Source organism: Halopiger xanaduensis SH-6 (assembly GCF_000217715.1).
GTDB lineage: Archaea > Halobacteriota > Halobacteria > Halobacteriales > Natrialbaceae > Halopiger > Halopiger xanaduensis.
The window spans coordinates 213,728-230,151 of the sequence record NC_015658.1 but is presented as its reverse complement, the minus strand read 5'-3'; the positions used below and the strand labels follow the sequence as shown (position 1 = coordinate 230,151).

At 62.7% G+C, this 16,424-nt stretch carries 16 protein-coding genes; 12 read left to right on the top strand and 4 right to left on the bottom strand.

Annotated elements, in window-relative coordinates:
* The 3 genes from HALXA_RS18680 (at position 1) to HALXA_RS18670 (ending at position 1,481) form a co-directional block, all read left to right on the top strand.
* Complete coding sequence (locus tag HALXA_RS18680) at positions 1-495, top strand: YeeE/YedE family protein (protein WP_013875824.1); 495 nt, start codon at positions 1-3, stop codon at positions 493-495.
* Complete coding sequence (locus HALXA_RS18675) at positions 492-962, top strand: DUF6691 family protein (protein WP_013875823.1); 471 nt, start codon at positions 492-494, stop codon at positions 960-962. Before HALXA_RS18680 ends, HALXA_RS18675 begins: the two co-directional genes overlap by 4 nt.
* Before the next feature lie 114 nt (positions 963-1,076).
* Complete coding sequence (locus HALXA_RS18670; protein ID WP_013875822.1) at positions 1,077-1,481, top strand: helix-turn-helix domain-containing protein; 405 nt, start codon at positions 1,077-1,079, stop codon at positions 1,479-1,481.
* Between the two features lie 99 nt (positions 1,482-1,580).
* Here the strand turns inward: HALXA_RS18670 and HALXA_RS18665 are convergent, their stop codons facing one another.
* Positions 1,581-2,171, bottom strand: a complete 591-nt coding sequence (locus tag HALXA_RS18665; protein WP_013875821.1) for a flavodoxin domain-containing protein — start codon at positions 2,169-2,171, stop codon at positions 1,581-1,583.
* A 799-nt stretch (positions 2,172-2,970) separates the two neighbouring features.
* On the opposite strand from HALXA_RS18665, the gene HALXA_RS22965 reads away from it, so the two are divergent.
* The 4 genes from HALXA_RS22965 (at position 2,971) to HALXA_RS21200 (ending at position 4,844) form a co-directional block, all read left to right on the top strand.
* Positions 2,971-3,144, top strand: a complete 174-nt coding sequence (locus tag HALXA_RS22965) for a hypothetical protein (protein WP_013875819.1) — start codon at positions 2,971-2,973, stop codon at positions 3,142-3,144.
* Positions 3,145-3,236: 92 nt separating this feature from the next.
* The gene (locus tag HALXA_RS18660; protein WP_013875818.1) at positions 3,237-3,524 is read left to right on the top strand and encodes an amphi-Trp domain-containing protein; all 288 of its coding nucleotides are present in this window, start codon (positions 3,237-3,239) and stop codon (positions 3,522-3,524) included.
* Positions 3,525-3,641: 117 nt separating this feature from the next.
* Positions 3,642-4,616, top strand: a complete 975-nt coding sequence (locus tag HALXA_RS18655; RefSeq protein ID WP_013875817.1) for an asparaginase — start codon at positions 3,642-3,644, stop codon at positions 4,614-4,616.
* A gap of 30 nt (positions 4,617-4,646) precedes the next feature.
* Entirely contained in the window at positions 4,647-4,844 is a 198-nt protein-coding gene (locus tag HALXA_RS21200) for a dihydrofolate reductase family protein (protein WP_083822881.1), read from the top strand.
* Here HALXA_RS21200 and HALXA_RS22865 read toward each other — a convergent pair.
* Positions 4,825-5,070 carry a hypothetical protein gene (locus HALXA_RS22865; RefSeq protein WP_394324801.1) on the bottom strand — a complete coding sequence of 82 codons (246 nt, stop codon included), beginning with the start codon at positions 5,068-5,070 and terminating at the stop codon, positions 4,825-4,827. The two genes, HALXA_RS21200 and HALXA_RS22865, sit on opposite strands and share 20 nt — an antisense overlap.
* Here HALXA_RS22865 and HALXA_RS18650 point away from each other — a divergent pair.
* Positions 5,018-5,632 carry a peptide-methionine (S)-S-oxide reductase gene (locus HALXA_RS18650; protein ID WP_013875816.1) on the top strand — a complete coding sequence of 205 codons (615 nt, stop codon included), beginning with the start codon at positions 5,018-5,020 and terminating at the stop codon, positions 5,630-5,632. The two genes, HALXA_RS22865 and HALXA_RS18650, sit on opposite strands and share 53 nt — an antisense overlap.
* A 399-nt stretch (positions 5,633-6,031) precedes the next feature.
* Positions 6,032-6,745 carry a DNA/RNA nuclease SfsA gene (gene sfsA / locus HALXA_RS18645; RefSeq protein ID WP_013875815.1) on the top strand — a complete coding sequence of 238 codons (714 nt, stop codon included), beginning with the start codon at positions 6,032-6,034 and terminating at the stop codon, positions 6,743-6,745.
* Positions 6,746-7,589: 844 nt separating this feature from the next.
* Here the strand turns inward: sfsA and HALXA_RS18635 are convergent.
* The gene (locus HALXA_RS18635) at positions 7,590-9,590 is read right to left on the bottom strand and encodes a beta-galactosidase (protein ID WP_013875813.1); all 2,001 of its coding nucleotides are present in this window, start codon (positions 9,588-9,590) and stop codon (positions 7,590-7,592) included.
* A 438-nt stretch (positions 9,591-10,028) separates the two neighbouring features.
* Positions 10,029-12,389 (bottom strand): glycoside hydrolase family 95 protein, encoded by a 2,361-nt coding sequence (locus tag HALXA_RS18630; protein WP_013875812.1) that lies wholly within the window; start codon positions 12,387-12,389, stop codon positions 10,029-10,031.
* A 163-nt stretch (positions 12,390-12,552) separates the two neighbouring features.
* Here HALXA_RS18630 and HALXA_RS18625 point away from each other — a divergent pair, with 163 nt between their 5' ends.
* Genes HALXA_RS18625 through HALXA_RS18615 form a run of 3 tightly spaced genes read left to right on the top strand, consistent with a single transcriptional unit; the run spans position 12,553 to position 16,369 of the window.
* Entirely contained in the window at positions 12,553-14,370 is a 1,818-nt protein-coding gene (locus tag HALXA_RS18625; protein ID WP_013875811.1) for an ABC transporter substrate-binding protein, read from the top strand.
* A gap of 42 nt (positions 14,371-14,412) precedes the next feature.
* Positions 14,413-15,429, top strand: a complete 1,017-nt coding sequence (locus tag HALXA_RS18620; protein ID WP_013875810.1) for an ABC transporter permease — start codon at positions 14,413-14,415, stop codon at positions 15,427-15,429.
* Positions 15,416-16,369 (top strand): ABC transporter permease, encoded by a 954-nt coding sequence (locus tag HALXA_RS18615; protein ID WP_013875809.1) that lies wholly within the window; start codon positions 15,416-15,418, stop codon positions 16,367-16,369. Before HALXA_RS18620 ends, HALXA_RS18615 begins: the two co-directional genes overlap by 14 nt.
* The last annotated feature ends 55 nt before the right edge of the window (positions 16,370-16,424 follow it).

Sequence of the window (16,424 nt, the reverse complement as noted above, 5' to 3'; positions counted from 1 at the left end):
ATGAGCGACCTCACACCGCTGCTTGCGCTCGGCGAGCTCTTTCCCCGGGGCGTCGTCCCCTATCTCCTCGGCGGCCTGCTCATCGGACTCGGCACCGCGATCATCTACCTCGCCACGGGGATCATCGCCGGCGCGAGTACGTTTCTCGAGTCGGCGCTGTCGTACGTCTCCGACGTGTCGCGCTTTAACCGGCACACGTACGTCCGCTCGCGAGGCTGGCGAGTCGTGTTCACTGCGGGTATCGTCAGCGGTGCGGCCGTCTACGCTATCGCCTCCCAAGACGGAATTTGGACGACCGACGTCCAGTGGTGGCGGCTCCTCGGCGGCGGCTTTCTCGTGGGCGTCGGTACCCGACTCGGCAAAGGCTGTACGTCGGGTCACGGCGTTTGCGGCGTCGGATCGCTATCGAAAACCTCGCTCGTGAACGTGGCGACGTTCCTCGCCGTCGCGATCGGGACCGCACAGCTCGTCCAGGCGATGGGGGTGGTGCCGTGAGCACGACGAGTCGACAGCCGCTGTTCGTGCCGATCGTCTATCTCGGCGGGCTGATCTTCGGCGTCGGCCTCGCGATCAGCGGGATGGCCCGTCCGGAGGTCGTTCTGGATTTCCTGCAACTCGAGGATTTCGGTCTGCTGTTCGTTATGGGTGGTGCAGCCGCCGTGACCGGGCTCACGTTCGCCGTTGCGACTCGATACTTCGACGGGGCACCGTTGACGGCTCGGGAATACGCGCGCCGACTGAAGGAATTCGACCGCAACGTCGTCGTCGGCGGTGCGGTTTTCGGCGTCGGATGGGGCGTTTCGGGAATTTGTCCGGGGGCTGCATACGCGAGCGTCGGTATCGGCAACTACCCGATCCTGTGGGCCGTCACCGGGATGTTCCTCGGCGCATACGTGCAGGGATACTGGCGGACGCGGCGAGCTGCCGGTACCGACGACGCGACCGAGCCCGCCACCGGCTAACCGTCGACTCGTTGCGTCGCCGATCGTTCGACACAGCGATTCTCACAGCCGGGCACAGTATTGTACCGACTATGCAAATACTTTTGAGCGGCTATCGCGTAGTATCGGCAACTGATGCCCGACTCAATGAGCGAAATGCTTCGGCAGGATATGGAGTGTGAGGGGCTGTTGGAGTGTTTCCACAATCTCAAGGAAATCGACAAAGACGTCTTCCAACTGCTGAACGAGATCGACGACCCGCTTACCGTCGACGAGATCGCCGACGAGATCGACCGCGAGCGCTCGACCGCCTACCGGTCCGTACAGCGACTGATGCAGGCCGGTTTCCTCCAGAAAGAGCAGATCAACTACGACCAGGGCGGCTACTACCACGTCTACCTCCCGCGAGACGGCGACGAGATCGCGCAGGAACTGCAGCGCATGCTCAACGACTGGTACGCACAGATGGGCCAACTCATCGGCGAATTCGGTGAGAAGTACGGCGACCAGTCCGGACAGACATCGCCGATCGAAAACTGATCACGCGTCGCCCGATCGACTCCAAGCCAGCGCGTTCCCCTTCGATTGTGTCTTGCTCAGCGGTCGATGCGACCGATCTGATCTCCGCCGCTGCATCGGTCACTGATTCCCAGCTTCCGCAGTTCCCCGTCCTCCATCGTCTCCTTCTCGTCCCTCGACGAAGGCTGCGAAATCGTCGGCGAACGCCTCGACCTCGTTCCAGTCCGTGTACTCGTAGTCTCGAGCGGTATCCACGTCGCCCGTCGCGTCTTTGGCGATCCGTTTCATCAGCAGTCGCTTGAGAAACCCGTACTTCGAGTACCGGAGTGCACCCCCGAACAGCCCGATCCGATCGGGGTGCCAGTCCGCTTCCTCAAGCAACCCGTCCACGTACGCCGCCGCCTCCGCTCGTCGTTCTTCGTCGTCGACCGCTGACGACAGCGAGAGTTGGAAGAACGCCGTCGGCCGACTGTGCAACGCTTCTCGATTCGACGCGAGGAACTCCGGGATCGCCGAGTGGTGTTTCCCGACGTGTATCGACGAGCCGATGAGGGCAGCGTCGAACGCGTCGATCGATAACTCGTCGGATATTGATTCGATGTCGACCATCACAACGTCGTGCCCTCGGTTCTCGAGTCTCGCCGTAATCCGGTTCGCCACTTTCGCTGTTTGTCCTTCTCCAGTCCCGTACACGACGAGAAACGATGCCATGCGTTAGATACGCTCTCAATGTGGATAAAGCAACGTGGGGACTGCTTCGGGATGGGGCCGCCACAAATCAACGATGGTCGTGGACCCTAGAGACGTCTCGCAGTGCTCAGGAGAGTCGGTACTGCACGATCGCTTCCGAACCGCACTCGGGACAGCTGTCAGTGTCTTCGTCGACGGTCATTCCACACCGACGGCACTCGTATACGGCCTCCGTTCGCGTCAGCAGGGACAGCAACCGGTCCATTCTGTCAACTAGCATCGTCTACGTGTCCCTCTCGAGTTGCAATCACGGCGCTTCTCGACGGACGTGGGCTCGAGACAGCGGTTCGGTGTCGGAATCAGAGATGGGGAGTTCGTTGGCGGCATGAATCGGGAAAGATGGTGTGGAGGGAGCGCGTGACTGCGATAGGCCGATGTAGGTGTGGTGGTGTCGTCGCCCCCTCTATAGCCACTCTTGGATCCGGGGTTGTATATAGGCGAGCCAACCAGAGTGAAACTGAAACTGAAACTGGACCGGCTAGATCGGATGTAATATGACACATTCGATCTAACGGGCAATAGGTCAGCAGTAGCCGACGAAGGTTGCCTCGTGATGGTGAACGGAGAGACGAACGCTCAGGAACTCGACCGTGTCTCAGCTACTGATGCTACGCACTCGTCTGCGTACCAGATGTTCTCCATTCGTTTGTCATCCGGTGGGACTGATGAACCTCACAGTCAGTATCCGGATAGCGACTCTCTCAATTGAGCGTAGAAAAGCACATCATTATCCGTGATGTATAGTGCGTGATTAGTGCAGATGCAAGTCCAAGAAACCGAAGAAGTCGCGTGCCCGAAATGTGGCGAGACCAGTACCGTCCCGATTCCGGATGCAGACGTAGAACTAAAAATCAGTCCGTATGTAGCCGCATTCGGAGATCACACGAAGGTCGACTGTTCAGACGGACACACCTTCTGGGTCTACTACTGCTAATTGAATGTCAGTATCTATCGGCCAACGATACATGTAAATGTTCCACGGTATAACAGATGCACTTATCGGCACTGATGACGTAGTACCGTTCGATGCCCGAAGAAGTACTATTCAAATCGGAAAGTGACTTGCCTCGAGAAGAAATCGCCTCGTATCTGCGCAGTGTCGCCGATAAACTCGACCAAGGCGAGACGGTGACGCTGAAATCCGGATCAGAATCAGTGACGATGGACCCGCCGGCACGCCCGACCTTCGAGGTGAAAGCCGAACGCGAGGGGCCGGCGGACGGTCCCGGCGAGTTGAGCATCGAGTTCGAGCTCGAGTGGGACGAGAACGGCGACGAGACGGACGCAGGGAGTGGTCAGTTAGAAATAGAGTGACGGGCGCCGCCGTTCGATTCTGGATTCTGCAGTCCGTTGCGATCGGTTCTTCGCGTACTGGAACCGCGCTACTACCGACAGGCAACATCGAAGTGGCTCCGACCGGAATAGCGACGCATGTCTCCCCCACAGATTCGCGTCCTGAGCACCGGCGGAACGATCGCCTCAACGGACGGTCCGGACGGGGCGACGCCGTCCGAGGACGGCGCCGACCTCGTCGGGGCAGTTCCCGAACTCGAGGACGTGGCGACTGTCGACGTCGAATCCGTCTGCGACGAACTCAGCTTCCATCTCTCGTTTGCGGACGTCGCGTCGATGGCGCGCGCCGTCGAGCGTGCAGCGGATGACGGAGTCGACGGCGTCGTCATCACTCACGGCACCGATACGATGGAGGAGTCGGCGTACTACCTCGATCTAGCGATCGACGCCGAGATCCCGGTCGTGTTTACGGGAGCGCAACGACCCGCAGATCATCCGGGGGCGGACGGGCCTGCGAATCTGCTGCAGGCGGTTCGAGTCGCAGCTGACGACCGCTTCGAGGACGGCGTTTACATCGCCTTTGGGAATCTCGTCCACGCGGCCAGATGGGTGACGAAAGCGCGGGCGGGCCGGCCGGAAGCCTACGCCTCACCCGACGCGGGGCCGGTCGCTGAAATCACGGCCGACGGACTGGCGCTGCGACGCGAGCCCCGCAGCGAGTCGGTATCGATACCCGCCCTCGAGACGACGGCCCGAGTCGAGGTGGTCACCAGCGGCTTGGGCGTCGATAGCCGACAACTCGAGCGTGCCGTTACTGACGGCGTTGACGGAATCGTCCTGGCTGCGAGCGGTATCGGGAACACAACCCCCGAACTCGGCGATGCTGTCGCCGATACGGTTGCTGACGGAATTCCGGTCGTCGTCGCGACGCGCTGTTACGACGGCGCTGTCGGTGCGCGATACGGCGGGCCCGGTGGCAGCCAAACGCTCCGTGATCACGGGACGATTCCAGCCGGCGAGCTTCCCCCGTGGAAGGCACGAATCAAACTCGGGTTGGCACTATCGGCCTTCGATGATCACGAGGCTGTCCGGCAGACGTTCGAACGCCAGTAGGGTCGACGGCTTTGTTGAAGTCTAAAGAGAATTATAAGCCGGGGTGACCTCGTCGGGCAGTTCCACGATCACGGACTGCTCGACGAAATCCTTCTCAGCGTTGCACCCGTCACGCTCGGTTCGGGTGCGCCACTACTGCCGCGCAGGATCACCAGCCCGTCCCTGAAACTGGTCGACGTCCAGAAACACGGCGACGTTTTTGCAGAACTCACCCACGAAATTCAGTAACGCCGCAAACGGGGGCACCGCATTGCCAGTGTAGATGGACTACGAGTCCGTTGTGCAGAACAAAACGTCGAGCGACTCGCTCCCATCGAGCGCGGACACGACGGGCGGCGGAGACAGGGTTAACTACGTACAGCCCGGAACGGCGGTATCGAACACGGTCACCCGTTACTGCCATGCTCACACCAACAGTTATCGAAGAATTCGATGCAAAGGTACCGGATGCCAGTGAAACGGCGACCTTCGGCCTCGGTTGCTTCTGGGGACCCGACGCAGCGGCTGGCGCACTGGACGGCGTTGTTCGAACGCGGGTCGGCTACGCCGGCGGGACGAAACCCGATCCCTCCTACGATGTCATCGGCGATCACACGGAGGTCGTCCAACTCGAGTACGATCCCGATCAGCTGTCGTTCGGCAACCTCCTCGAGTGGGCGTTCGCGGAGCACCATCCGTACAAACAGCCGAAGAAGCGCCAGTATCAGCGCATCGTCTTTACCGAGACGGCCGACCAACGGGCCCAGCTTCGATCGTATTTGGCCGACTCCGAGTTCGACCGAGAGACGATCGAGACGCGGTTCGAAGCGCTCGAGGACTTTCATGTTGCTGAGGAGTACCACCAGAAATTCCAGCTCCGGGGAAAACGCTGGATCACAGAGGCCTTCGATAGCGCGGGTTACGATGCTACTGCAGTGCGGGAGTCACCCGCTGCAGCGAAACTAAACGCGCACGTCGCCGGTCACGACGTAGACGTTCCTTTTCTCGAACCATCGTCCGCTCGCCGTTCAGCATAATTCAACAGTTGGGTCCAACACTATTTGGCCGCAGTCTCTTCTGAATAGATATCCTACATTTCAATACACTCGCGGGGATTCACTCGGCCGTCACTCCCCATCCCCCTGTGTCAGAGGCACCACCCCGCGAGTGTTCTGCCCCCGTCTCGCGACGGTGCCTTCGATCCGATTCCATCGCTGTTACCAGAACGCAACTAGGCGGGTTCTCCGATCGACTCGAGCACCACGCTTCCGTTCGTCCTTTAAGTGCTTCTGGACACAAGGTAAAGCTATGACGGGACGACGCTTCTCCGGTAATTCCTTCCTGCCGTAGCAGCGGCAATTTGTCGCTCTCGAGTCGATCTGCTCAAATATCGACGTATTCGTATTGCTGGCGTCGAATCGCTCGTCTACCTCAGCATGGAACTGTTCACGTTCGATGACGAACTCACGGCGGGGCGGATCGTGGACCGGCCGAACCGATTCGTCGTTCGCGTTCGGTTCGACGAGGAGCCCGAACGGGTGTTCTTAGGCGATCCCGGCGCACTCGAGGGCATCCTCGAGCCAGGACGTGAGATCCTCTGTTCGCCCGTCGACGACCCCGACAGATCGACCGACTACGACGCGATCGCGATCGACGTCGACGGGACGTACGTGAGCGTCCGCGCGGCGCTCGCGAACGACCTCTTCGAACAACTACTGGCGGCCGACGCGCTCCCCGCCTTCGAGGAGTACGCGTTTCGCAAGCGGGAACCGCAACTCCCCGACCACGGTCGGGCCGACTTTCTCCTCCACGACCGGTCCGATTCACCCGCGTACGTCGAGGTCAAGTCCTGTACGCACGTCGATAACGGGATTGCGAAGTTTCCCGATCGACAGACCGAACGCGGCCGTCGACACCTCCGCAGTCTCGCCGGTCTCGTCGACGACGGGCACGAGGCACACGTCGTATTCGTGGTGCAACGGCCCGACGTCGATCGATTCCGGCCGTACCGCGAGGTCGACCCTGACTTCGCCGAGCTATTCGCACAGGTACGCAACGCCGGCGTGACGGTGCACGCGCTCGCGACCGCATTCGATCCGCCGCAGTATCGGCTCCACGAACGTGCGCTTCCGATCGATCTCGAGGCGTAATCGCTCGACTTCAACGTGAGGCTGTGGATAGCGACAGCGCGAAAAGCGGGTCGCGAAGGCGCTTGCAACGCGTGGGACAGACTACGGCAAGTGGACGGTGCCTTGAGGTGATGGGTGCGTGGATCGGCTGAGGACGCGGTCACTGGTTGACCGCACCCGTCGTTTGGCGGGGGTAGATAATAAAGCGCGGAACGCGCTCCTACATTCTGGGAATGGGCGAAACCGATGGTCTCCCTTGCTCTTGACGGTTGCTACGGGGTTCGGGATGGCTGGTAGATTCGCCGACTCGGGAGTAGAACTGGTGACCGACTTAATCACGACGGCGGTCGGTAGTCCTCGAGCATACAGCTTGAAGTTACTGCGAAATCGATCGCCGGCGTGGCAGAATGAGCGACGATGGGGCCGATAGATTCGGGGCACTGTACGCGACTAGTTGGGGATCGAACGACCGGGTGCGCGCTGTCGGGGATGCCGTACTCGAGTTCACTGCGACGTGCTGGCACCAATTCGTTCGTCCAATCAGCCCGGTTTTCGAAGGTGCCGCAGTCGCCGTCGCGAGCACTGCCGTCTCAGCCGCGTTGACTGTGGGGATCGACGGCGGTGCCATCTTCTATACGCTTACTGCGCTCGTGATCGTTTCGGTATATTTTAACCATCGTCTGTAGTAGCATTCGTGCTCTCACAAAGTCTACTGTTTCTATATTTCCGAATATTATGTCCGAAGAGGATTTATATACTATATAATTGAACGTCTGATGTGCGAATTTGGATTATTCCTCACAAAGCAAAACCACTCCCTCTGGCAGCTATTATAATAAATCCGCTAGATTTTGTGTTTACTTCCTTACTCGACCTCGAGTTCGGTCACCGACGTATCGACGACAGCGAAATCGTACGCTGGAACCGTGTCCGAGCCCACTACTACCGACGCATCGGTCGGCAGCGAGAGGACCCGTTCCTCGCCCGTGAAGTTCAGGACCCACGAGTAGCCGTTTCGACCGATGGCGCGGACGTTCGCCGGTAGTGGCTCCGGAGTCGTCGCCACGTTCGCGTCCTCGAGCAGGTCGGTCACGATCGCATCCGCCAGTTCGTCTTCCGGCCAGACGCCGCAGTAGCGGACGCGACCGTCGCCGACGTCGTTCGTCGTGATCGCGGGGGTGCCGGCTGCAGTCCCGGCCCGGTGGGTTCCGGTCACGGTCGCCGTCTCGGGCTCGAGCCACTCGTCCCAGACGCGGTAGTCGAACGACTCGCCGTCGTACTCGAGCGCGCGCTCCTGCTTCGGATGCGGCGCCTCGTGAGCGTCGACCGTCGCGCCCACGAGGTCCGCGAGCGGGCCCGGCGCCGGTTCGTTCAGCAGTTGGTTCGCCCGATCCTTGACGCCGGAGCGCATCGTCAGCAGCAGGTTCCCCCCGCCGTCGACGTACTCCGTGAGCCGCGTCGCGAGCTCGTCGTCGACGAGGTGTAGCGTCGGCGCGACGACGGCGGCGTAGTCCTCGAGGTCGCGCGTCGGCGGCACGATATCGACCGCCACACCGCGCTTACGAAGCGCTCGATAGTAGGTCTCGAGGTGGGCCCAGTAGTCGAACTCGGGCGCGTGGGGCTGGATGTTCAGCGCCCAGAGGTTGTCGTACTCGTGGAGGATCGCGACCGACGCCTCGGATCCCTCGAGCTCCGGAAGCGACTCGAGGTCGGCAGCCGCGTCGGCGGCGTCGGCGTAGCCGCGATCCGGGCTGCCGTCGGCCTCGAGGAGCCCGGCGTGGTACTGCTCCTGGCCTTGCCGGCAGCGGCGCCAGCGGAAGTAGACGACGCTGTCGGCGCCGTGGGCGACGGCGTGGTGGGCCCAGAGCCGCATCGCCCCCTCCGCGGGCTGGGGCGAATAGGGCGGCCAGTTGATGTCGCCGGGCTGCTGTTCCATCACCCAGAACGGCGCGTCCGCGGCGGAGCGGTAGAGGTCGTGATCGAGGCCGGTGACGTCGGGACTCCCGACGAGGTATTCGTCGGTCGAGGGTTCCCCCTGGGCCTGGACCTGAACGTGACCGGTCGGATAGGAGTCCCACGAAGCGAAGTCGAGGCTCTCGCTGACGTCGTACGCGTCGAGCGGACCGAAGTGGCTCATGAAGTTGTGCGTGACGAACCAGTCGTCGTCGGCCTCTCGTAGAATGTCGACCTGCCGCTCGTTGTACGCGACGGCGCTGTCGCTGCTGAACCGGTAGTAATCGAGGAGCAGCGACGGGTGCTGGCTGGCCGCGGAGTGGCGCGGCGGCTGAATCTGGTCGAAGTCGTTGTACCGCTGGCTCCAGAACGTCGTTCCCCACGCCTCGTTGAGCGTTTCGATGTCGCCGTACCGGTCCTGAAGCCACTCGCTGAACGCCGCCGAACAGTCGTCGCAGTAACACCGGATCGTCCCGTGACAGCCGTACTCGTTGTCGGTCTGCCAGCCGGCGACGACGGGGTGGTCGGCGAACCGTTCCGCCAGCCGCGTGACGATGCGATCCGTCTCTAGCGCGTACGCCTCGGAATTAAAGCAGTAGTGGCGACGACCGCCGAACTCGCGCGTCGTCCCGTCCGGTTCTTCCTGCAGCATGTCCGGATGGTCGTCGACGAGCCACCGCGGCGGCGTCGCCGTCGGCGTACACAGAACGGCTTGCATTCCGTGGTCGCCGATATACTCGAGAGCCGTCTCGAGCCACTCGAAGTCGAACTCGCCGCGTTCGGGTTCCAACCGCGCCCACGCGAACTCGCCCATCCGGACGTACTCGAGGCCTGCATCGGCCATCTGTTGGACGTCCGTTTCCCATCGTTCGCTCGGCCAGTGTTCCGGAAAGTAGCACGTTCCGATTGACATACGCTATCAAGCGAAGGCATGCATCTTAGTTGTATTGTTATCGCACGTCATCCCGATTCGAATCGACACCCCGACCCGGAGCGGGGACTGCCGAACCGTCGGCCGTACTGACGACCGGTTATCGTCTATTATCGAACCGTTTTCCACAATGTAGAACGGGTATTCAACTCCGATCGTGATGATTCGACCCGTTGACGAGTAATTAATGGGCTATATACGCCGCTAATTTACACTGGTATGATTGTAATAGGGGTTTCGTTCAACAATATGGGACGAACGTTCTTCCAATACGGTTTACGGCGCTCATTCGTCCGAATACGGGTTGAACCGACGGATCTATCGAAGAGACGCTGATTCAGGGGTATCCCGGACTGCCAGTTTGCCGTCGACGTTCTGTTCGGTAAATCCAGTCTACGTGGTCTGTCGACCGGTTGACGATCACTCGCTCTCGGTTTCGATCGCGTACGTCCGATCCGGTTCGACCGACACGCTGACGACGTTCGGTTCGGGAGACGCAAACGGCACTCGCTGGCTCGACTCAGTCGTGATTCGTTCGATGGGCGTTCGAGTCCGAATCCGAATTTCCGACTCGTGCTCCGGCCTGAGAACCGCCGACTCGAGTCGGCCGTCCGTCCAACGAAGATCGACCTCGAGGCCGCCGCGGGCGCGCAACCCTTCGACGCTCCCGTCCGTCCACGCTTCCGGCAGCGCCGGGAGCAGTCGGAGTTCGTCGCCGTGACTCTGCAGGAGCAGTTCTGCGATGCCGGCCGCACCGCCGAAGTTGCCGTCGATCTGGAACGGCGGGTGAGAATCGAGCAGGCTGTCGTACGTCGACTCGGAGAGGAGTTTCCGGACGGCCTCGAGGGCGCGGTCGCCGTCTTCCAGCCGTGCAAACAGCGCAATCGTCCACGCGCAACTCCAGCCGGTGTGGCCGCCGCCGTGCTCGAGGCGGCGTTCGAGCGACGTTCGGACGGCGTCGGCGAGAGCCGGATCGTCGCGGCGGGTGATTACGTCCGCGGGGTAGAAGCCGAACAGGTGCGAGACGTGGCGGTGGCCCGGATCGACCGCCTCGTAGTCCTCGAGCCACTCCTGGAGTTGACCGTGCTCGCCGATCTGCATCGGCGGCAGCCGCTCGAGTGCGTCGGACAGGTCGGCGACGAACGACTCGTCGGCGCCGTCGGCGACGCCGAGTTCGGTCGCAGCCTCGATGCAGTGCGTAAAGAGGTCGGTCGCGAGTTGGACGTCCATCGTCGGCCCCTCGCAGACGGTCGCCTCCTGACCGTCCGGCGTCCGGAACTGGTTTTCGGGCGAGGCCGACGGCGCGGTGACGAGCCAGCCGCGGTCGGGATGTTCGACGAGGAAATCGAGCAGGAACCGTGCGGCGTCTTTCAGGATCGGATAGATCGTCTCGAGGTCGGTCCGATCGCCGGAGAACGCGTAGTGGTCCCAGAGGTTCCGACAGAGCCAGGCGGGTGCCATCGGCCAGTGGCCCCAGCGCGCGTCGACGGTCTGGACGGTCGTCCGCCAGAGGTCGGTGTCGACGTGGGCGGCGAACCCGTCGCAGTCGTAGTACTCGCGGGCCGTCCGCCGCCCGGACTCGCGCATCGAGTCGACGAACGCGACCAGCGGTTCGGCACACTCCGCGAGGTTCGCCACCTCGGCGTGCCAGTAGTTCATCTCGAGGTTGACGTCGAGCGTGTAACAGCTGTGCCAGGGCGGGTCGTACTCCTCGTTCCAGATCCCCTGCAGATTCGCCGGGAGGGTTCCCGGTCGCGAACTGGCCAGCAGGAGGTAGCGCCCGTACTGGAAGTACAGTTGGACGAGATGCGGATCGCGGCTGCCGTTCCGGACAGCGGCTAACCGTTCGTCGATCGGTGCGTCGACGGGATCACCCAACTCGAGCGAGACGCGATCGAAGAGGGCGCGGTGATCGTCGACGTGGCGGCGCTTGAGTTCTTCGTAGCGTCGGTCGGCGGCCGCCTCGAGCGTCGCCGTCGTCGCGTCGCTGGGATCGTCGCCGTCGAAGTCCGTCGCTGCGGCGAAGACGACCGTTACGGCGTCCGCTCCTGTGACAGTGACTGCGCTCGGGGACTGTCCCCAGTCGTCGTCGACGTTAGGCTCGACGGACGCACCACTAGTCCGCACCGCCGCTCGGCCTTCGAACCGGAGTCCCCAGCCGCCCGAGCCCTGATACATATCGGCCGTGTTCGGCACGTCGATGACCTGTCCGCGCAGAAGGAGGCGATTCTCCTCGTCGACGCCGGCGCGCGCACAGCGATCGCGGTCGAGTCGGATCGACGCGTCGATCGACCTCGGCCCGTCGCACTCGAGACGGACGACCAGGACGTCGTCGGGCGCAGAGACGAAGTACTCGCGTGTATAGGTCGTTCCCTCGAGGTCGTACTCGACCCGGTAGCAGCCGTCGGCGAGGTCGAGTTCCCGACGGTAGGCCGTCGCCTCGTCGTGGCCCGGCTGCTCGATCAGCAGGTCGCAAAAGGGAAGGTACGGCCGAATTCCGGGCGGCTCCCCTTGGAGGTGTTCGTTGCAGCGCCGTTGGGCCTCCTCGTACTCTCCCTCGAAGCACAACTGCCGGATCTCCTCTCCGTGCTCGGACGCCCCCTCGACGACTTTCTCCTCGTGGCCGCCGGCCCACAGCGTCTCCTCGTTGCACTGGATGCGCTCGCGCTCGAGCCCGCCGTAGGCCATCGCACCGAGTCGGCCGTTGCCGAGCGGCAGCGCGTCGATCCACTCGTCGGCCGGCTCGTCGTACCACAGGGTGTGGGTCGCTCCCTCGTCCATACACCGTTCCGTTCGGCGAGCCGTATAATCGTACGGGTTCCTCGGGGCTGCCGTCGTTCTCGATTCGGCCGTTGCTCGCCGCGGCTGGCCCGAGATCGGGGCGCTCCCGTTACTGTCAGCACACGTCCAAAACCCTTATTAATGAACATTGGGAACACAGACCATGGTACGGACGACTGACAAGACTAGGGCTCGGTATCGGTCACTGTCCCGCCGCCGGCTGCTCCAAACGACAGCCGGCGGGGCGACGGTACTGGCTGCAGGGTGTGCAGGTGGCACCGGATCCGGCGACGATCAAATCCTCGTCGACGGCGACCACCACTGGATGGACGAGGCGGAACTCAATCCGTACGCCGGCGACTCGACCGGCGGCGCGATCTGGCGATTCTTCCCGGCGCTGGCCCTCTACTCGACCGAAGCGACGTTCTACGAGGGCGGTTCCGAGGACGAACACGTCACCTACGGGGAGTTCCGCCCCGGAAGCGCCGCCGAGTGGGACCACACCGGCGATCAAATGTCGATCACGCTCCGCGAGGACTGGCAGTGGGACTCCGGCGACGAGGTGACCGCGGACGATCTCGTCACGCGACTGCGACTCGACAAGTACGACGAGACGGACACCTGGGACTTCGTCGAGCAGGTCTACGCCGACGGCGAGAAAACCGTCGTGCTCGAGTTCGACGCCGAGTACGACGAGGAGCTGTTCCTCCACACGTTCTTCCTCCCGGGAATGACGGTCAACACCCCGCCGGAGATCGACGGCGAGCAGACGAAGTTCGGCGAAATCCTCGAGGCGCTCGAGGAGTCGACGACCGATAGCGAGATCGACGACCGGATGACCGAACTGATGGAGTACAGTTGGGCCCCCGGCGATCTCGCGCTGGCTGGGCCCTACAGCGTCGAGACGGTGACGCGGGATACGCTCATCCTCGAGCCGAACGACGGCTTCTGGGAGCCGGTCGCGTTCGACGAGTTCGAGACGAGAACGGTCGGACTCGGCGGGACCGGAGCCGACACGCAACAGGTGCTGTCGAACGAGACCGATCTCGGCCCGATTCTGACGCCCGAGATGCTCGAGGAGATGGCGTCAGCGCTTCACATGGCGATCAAGCAGGGCGCATTCGGTGTCGGGCTGGGGTTCAATCTGCAGGGCGACGGCCCCTACACCGACCGCAACTTCCGCCGGGCGGTCGCATACGTACTGGACGCCCAGCGTATCGCCGAGGGATCGAACCCGCTGCTGTACGGCGTCCCCGAGTACGCGGCGACCAACCTCATCACGACCGAACAGGCCGAGGACATCCTCGGCGACCGCATCGGCGACTTCGAACTGTACGAACGGGACACCGACCGGGCGGCGGAACTGATGCGCGAAGCCGGCTACGAACGCGACGGCGACGCGTGGGTTGACGACGGCGGCGAACAGGTCGTCCTCCAGCTCGATACGACCCAGTGGGACGGCTATCCGGAACTGGGCAACCAGTCGACGGAGTTGCTCGAGTCCTTCGGCATCGACGTGGAGTTCGAAGTGATGCAGGAGTCGTCGTACGTCGACATGATCTGGGGCGAGGGCTCCGGGCTGGAAGCGGCGTTCGCGACGTGGGGCGACGGTCACCCGTACCCGGCCTTCCAGGAGGCGTTCAGCGACTGGAGCCAGTGGAACACGCCCGCGGAGCTCGAGGTTCCGATGCCAATCGGCGACCCGGAGGGCGATCTCGAGACGGTCAACGTCCGCGAACTGACCCAGCAGATTCCCGACCAGACCGGCGAGGAGCTGTCGGAGACGCTCGTCGAACTCTCGTGGGCGTTCAACCAGAGCCTACCCGTCGTCCCGCTGGTCAGCGAGAACATGGGCGTTACCTACTGGACCGACGACTGGGCGTTCCCGGGCCGAGACGATCCCATCTGGGGCGTCGAGCGCAATCACGAGAAACTGACCGCTTACGGACTTGTCAGTCCGAGCGGAGACGGAAACGAGTGACGATGGTACTACCGACCACATCTCGAGACCCTGCCACGACCGATGACTAACTGGCTCACGAAACGACTCGTCAAGGCCGCGCTCACCGTCTGGGGCGTCGTGACGCTGACGTTCGCACTGAGTCACCTGATGCCGGGCGGGCCGGCCCAACACATTCAGGCGCAACTCGTCTCCCGGGAGGGCGGCAGCATCGATCCCGAACGCCTGAACCAGTTGATGGAACGGTACACGAACGTCCAGCCGGACAAACCCGTGTGGCAACAGTACATCGATTACGTGACCGCGGTGCTACAGGGCGACCTCGGCGAGTCGATCATCCGGAACGAGCCGGTCGTCGGCATCATCGCGGACGCGCTTCCGTGGACGATCTTCGTGATGGGTGTCTCGCTAATCCTGACGTTCGTCATCGGGATCTCCCTCGGCGCGGTGATGGCCTACTACGAGGGCACGCGGTTCGACTTCGTCACGTCGACGATCGGGACGGTTCTCAACTCCACCCCGTTCTACCTCCTCGGGCTCTTGCTCCTGTTCGTCTTCGCGTACCAGCTCAATTTCCTCCCGACGGGCGGGAACATGAATCCGCGGACGGATCCCGGACTGAACTACCCGTTCATCAGGGGCGTCCTCGTACACGCGACGCTGCCGGTCCTCTCGATGGTCCTCACCGAGGCCGGCGGCTGGGCGCTCTCGATGCGGGGCAACAGTATCAGCATCCTCGGTAATGACTACCTCCGCGTCGCCCGCCTTCGCGGCCTCTCCGATCGACGGATCGCCTTCACCTACATCGGGCGAAACGCGATCCTGCCGCTGTACACGAACTTCATGATCGCGATCGGGTTCGTCATCGGCGGCAGCGTCATCCTCGAGCAGGTGTTCACCTACGAGGGGATCGGCTACTACATGGTCGACGCCGTGCAGGCCAACGATCACCCGCTTGTGATGGGGACGTTCCTCGTCCTAACGCTCGCAGTGGTCTTCGGGCTGCTGTTCGCCGACCTGACCTACGGCAAACTCGATCCGCGGATTGCCGCCGGAGGTGATTCCGATGAAGAGTACTGATCGGTCGTCCACGGATCACCCGTTCGAGCGGGTTTCCGAGGTCTCGAGTACCGACGGGTTCGACCTCTCGCGGTGGCTCGAGGAACACGTCCTCGTTCCGGTGCGGATTCTCGCCGAGGACCGGAAGACGATCATTGGCGTCTCGATCCTGACCGTCTACGTCCTCATGGGAACCGTCGGCGTCCTGCTAGTCCCGGAGCCGACGACGGACGGCCCCCGGTTGCAGGCGCCGTTCCAGTCGCTCGAGTACCCGCTCGGAACCGACGCGATGGGCCACGACCTTCTCGCGATGATCGTCCACGCGACGCCGCAGATGCTGCAGATGATCCTCGCCGGTGCGGTGTTCGCAACCGCGGTCGCAACGGTCGTCGGAACGGTTGCGGGGTACAAGGGAGGCCTCGCCGACGACGTCTTGACGCTCGTCATGGACGTCATGCTCACGGTTCCCGGGCTCCCGTTGATCATCGTCCTCGCGGCGACGATCGAGCCGTCGAATCCGCTGCTCATCGGCGTGTTACTCACGATCAACACCTGGGCGGGGCTCGCGCGAACGATCCGTGCTGAGGTTCTCTCGCTGCGCAACGACAACTACGTCGAAGCCGCACGCCTCATGGGGACGCCGACCTGGCGCATCATCGCGGAGGATATCGTCCCGAACATCATGCCGTACGTGCTGATCAACTTCATGATGGCCGGCCGGTCGGTCATCTTCAGCGCCGTCGGTCTCTACTTCCTGGGGCTGTTACCGTTCACCGCGCTGAATTGGGGCGTGATCCTCGATATGGCCTCGAGCAACGGCGCGCTCTCGAGCACGTCGACGATCCACTGGGTGATCGTTCCGACGGTCGTCATCATCGCCCTGTCCTACGGGCTGATCATGCTCTCGCAGGGAATGGATCGGCTGTTCAACCCGCGCGTGCGAGCCCGGAAGCGAGACTAATCGTTCACGCTGGTGGGCTCTCGTTTTCACACGCTTTTGACTCCGCGCTCGAGGC

Bases quoted from the DNA above. Each gene is read 5' to 3' on its own strand.
- HALXA_RS18680 (WP_013875824.1), top strand. From the start codon at position 1: ATGAGCGACCTCACACCGCTGCTTGCGCTCGGCGAGCTCTTTCCCCGG.
- HALXA_RS18670 (WP_013875822.1), top strand. From the start codon at position 1,077: ATGCCCGACTCAATGAGCGAAATGCTTCGGCAGGATATGGAGTGTGAG.
- HALXA_RS18665 (WP_013875821.1), bottom strand. From the start codon at position 2,171: ATGGCATCGTTTCTCGTCGTGTACGGGACTGGAGAAGGACAAACAGCG.
- HALXA_RS22965 (WP_013875819.1), top strand. From the start codon at position 2,971: ATGCAAGTCCAAGAAACCGAAGAAGTCGCGTGCCCGAAATGTGGCGAG.
- HALXA_RS18660 (WP_013875818.1), top strand. From the start codon at position 3,237: ATGCCCGAAGAAGTACTATTCAAATCGGAAAGTGACTTGCCTCGAGAA.
- HALXA_RS18655 (WP_013875817.1), top strand. From the start codon at position 3,642: ATGTCTCCCCCACAGATTCGCGTCCTGAGCACCGGCGGAACGATCGCC.
- HALXA_RS18650 (WP_013875816.1), top strand. From the start codon at position 5,018: ATGCTCACACCAACAGTTATCGAAGAATTCGATGCAAAGGTACCGGAT.
- sfsA (WP_013875815.1), top strand. From the start codon at position 6,032: ATGGAACTGTTCACGTTCGATGACGAACTCACGGCGGGGCGGATCGTG.
- HALXA_RS18635 (WP_013875813.1), bottom strand. From the start codon at position 9,590: ATGTCAATCGGAACGTGCTACTTTCCGGAACACTGGCCGAGCGAACGA.
- HALXA_RS18630 (WP_013875812.1), bottom strand. From the start codon at position 12,389: ATGGACGAGGGAGCGACCCACACCCTGTGGTACGACGAGCCGGCCGAC.
- HALXA_RS18625 (WP_013875811.1), top strand. From the start codon at position 12,553: ATGGTACGGACGACTGACAAGACTAGGGCTCGGTATCGGTCACTGTCC.
- HALXA_RS18620 (WP_013875810.1), top strand. From the start codon at position 14,413: ATGACTAACTGGCTCACGAAACGACTCGTCAAGGCCGCGCTCACCGTC.
- HALXA_RS18615 (WP_013875809.1), top strand. From the start codon at position 15,416: ATGAAGAGTACTGATCGGTCGTCCACGGATCACCCGTTCGAGCGGGTT.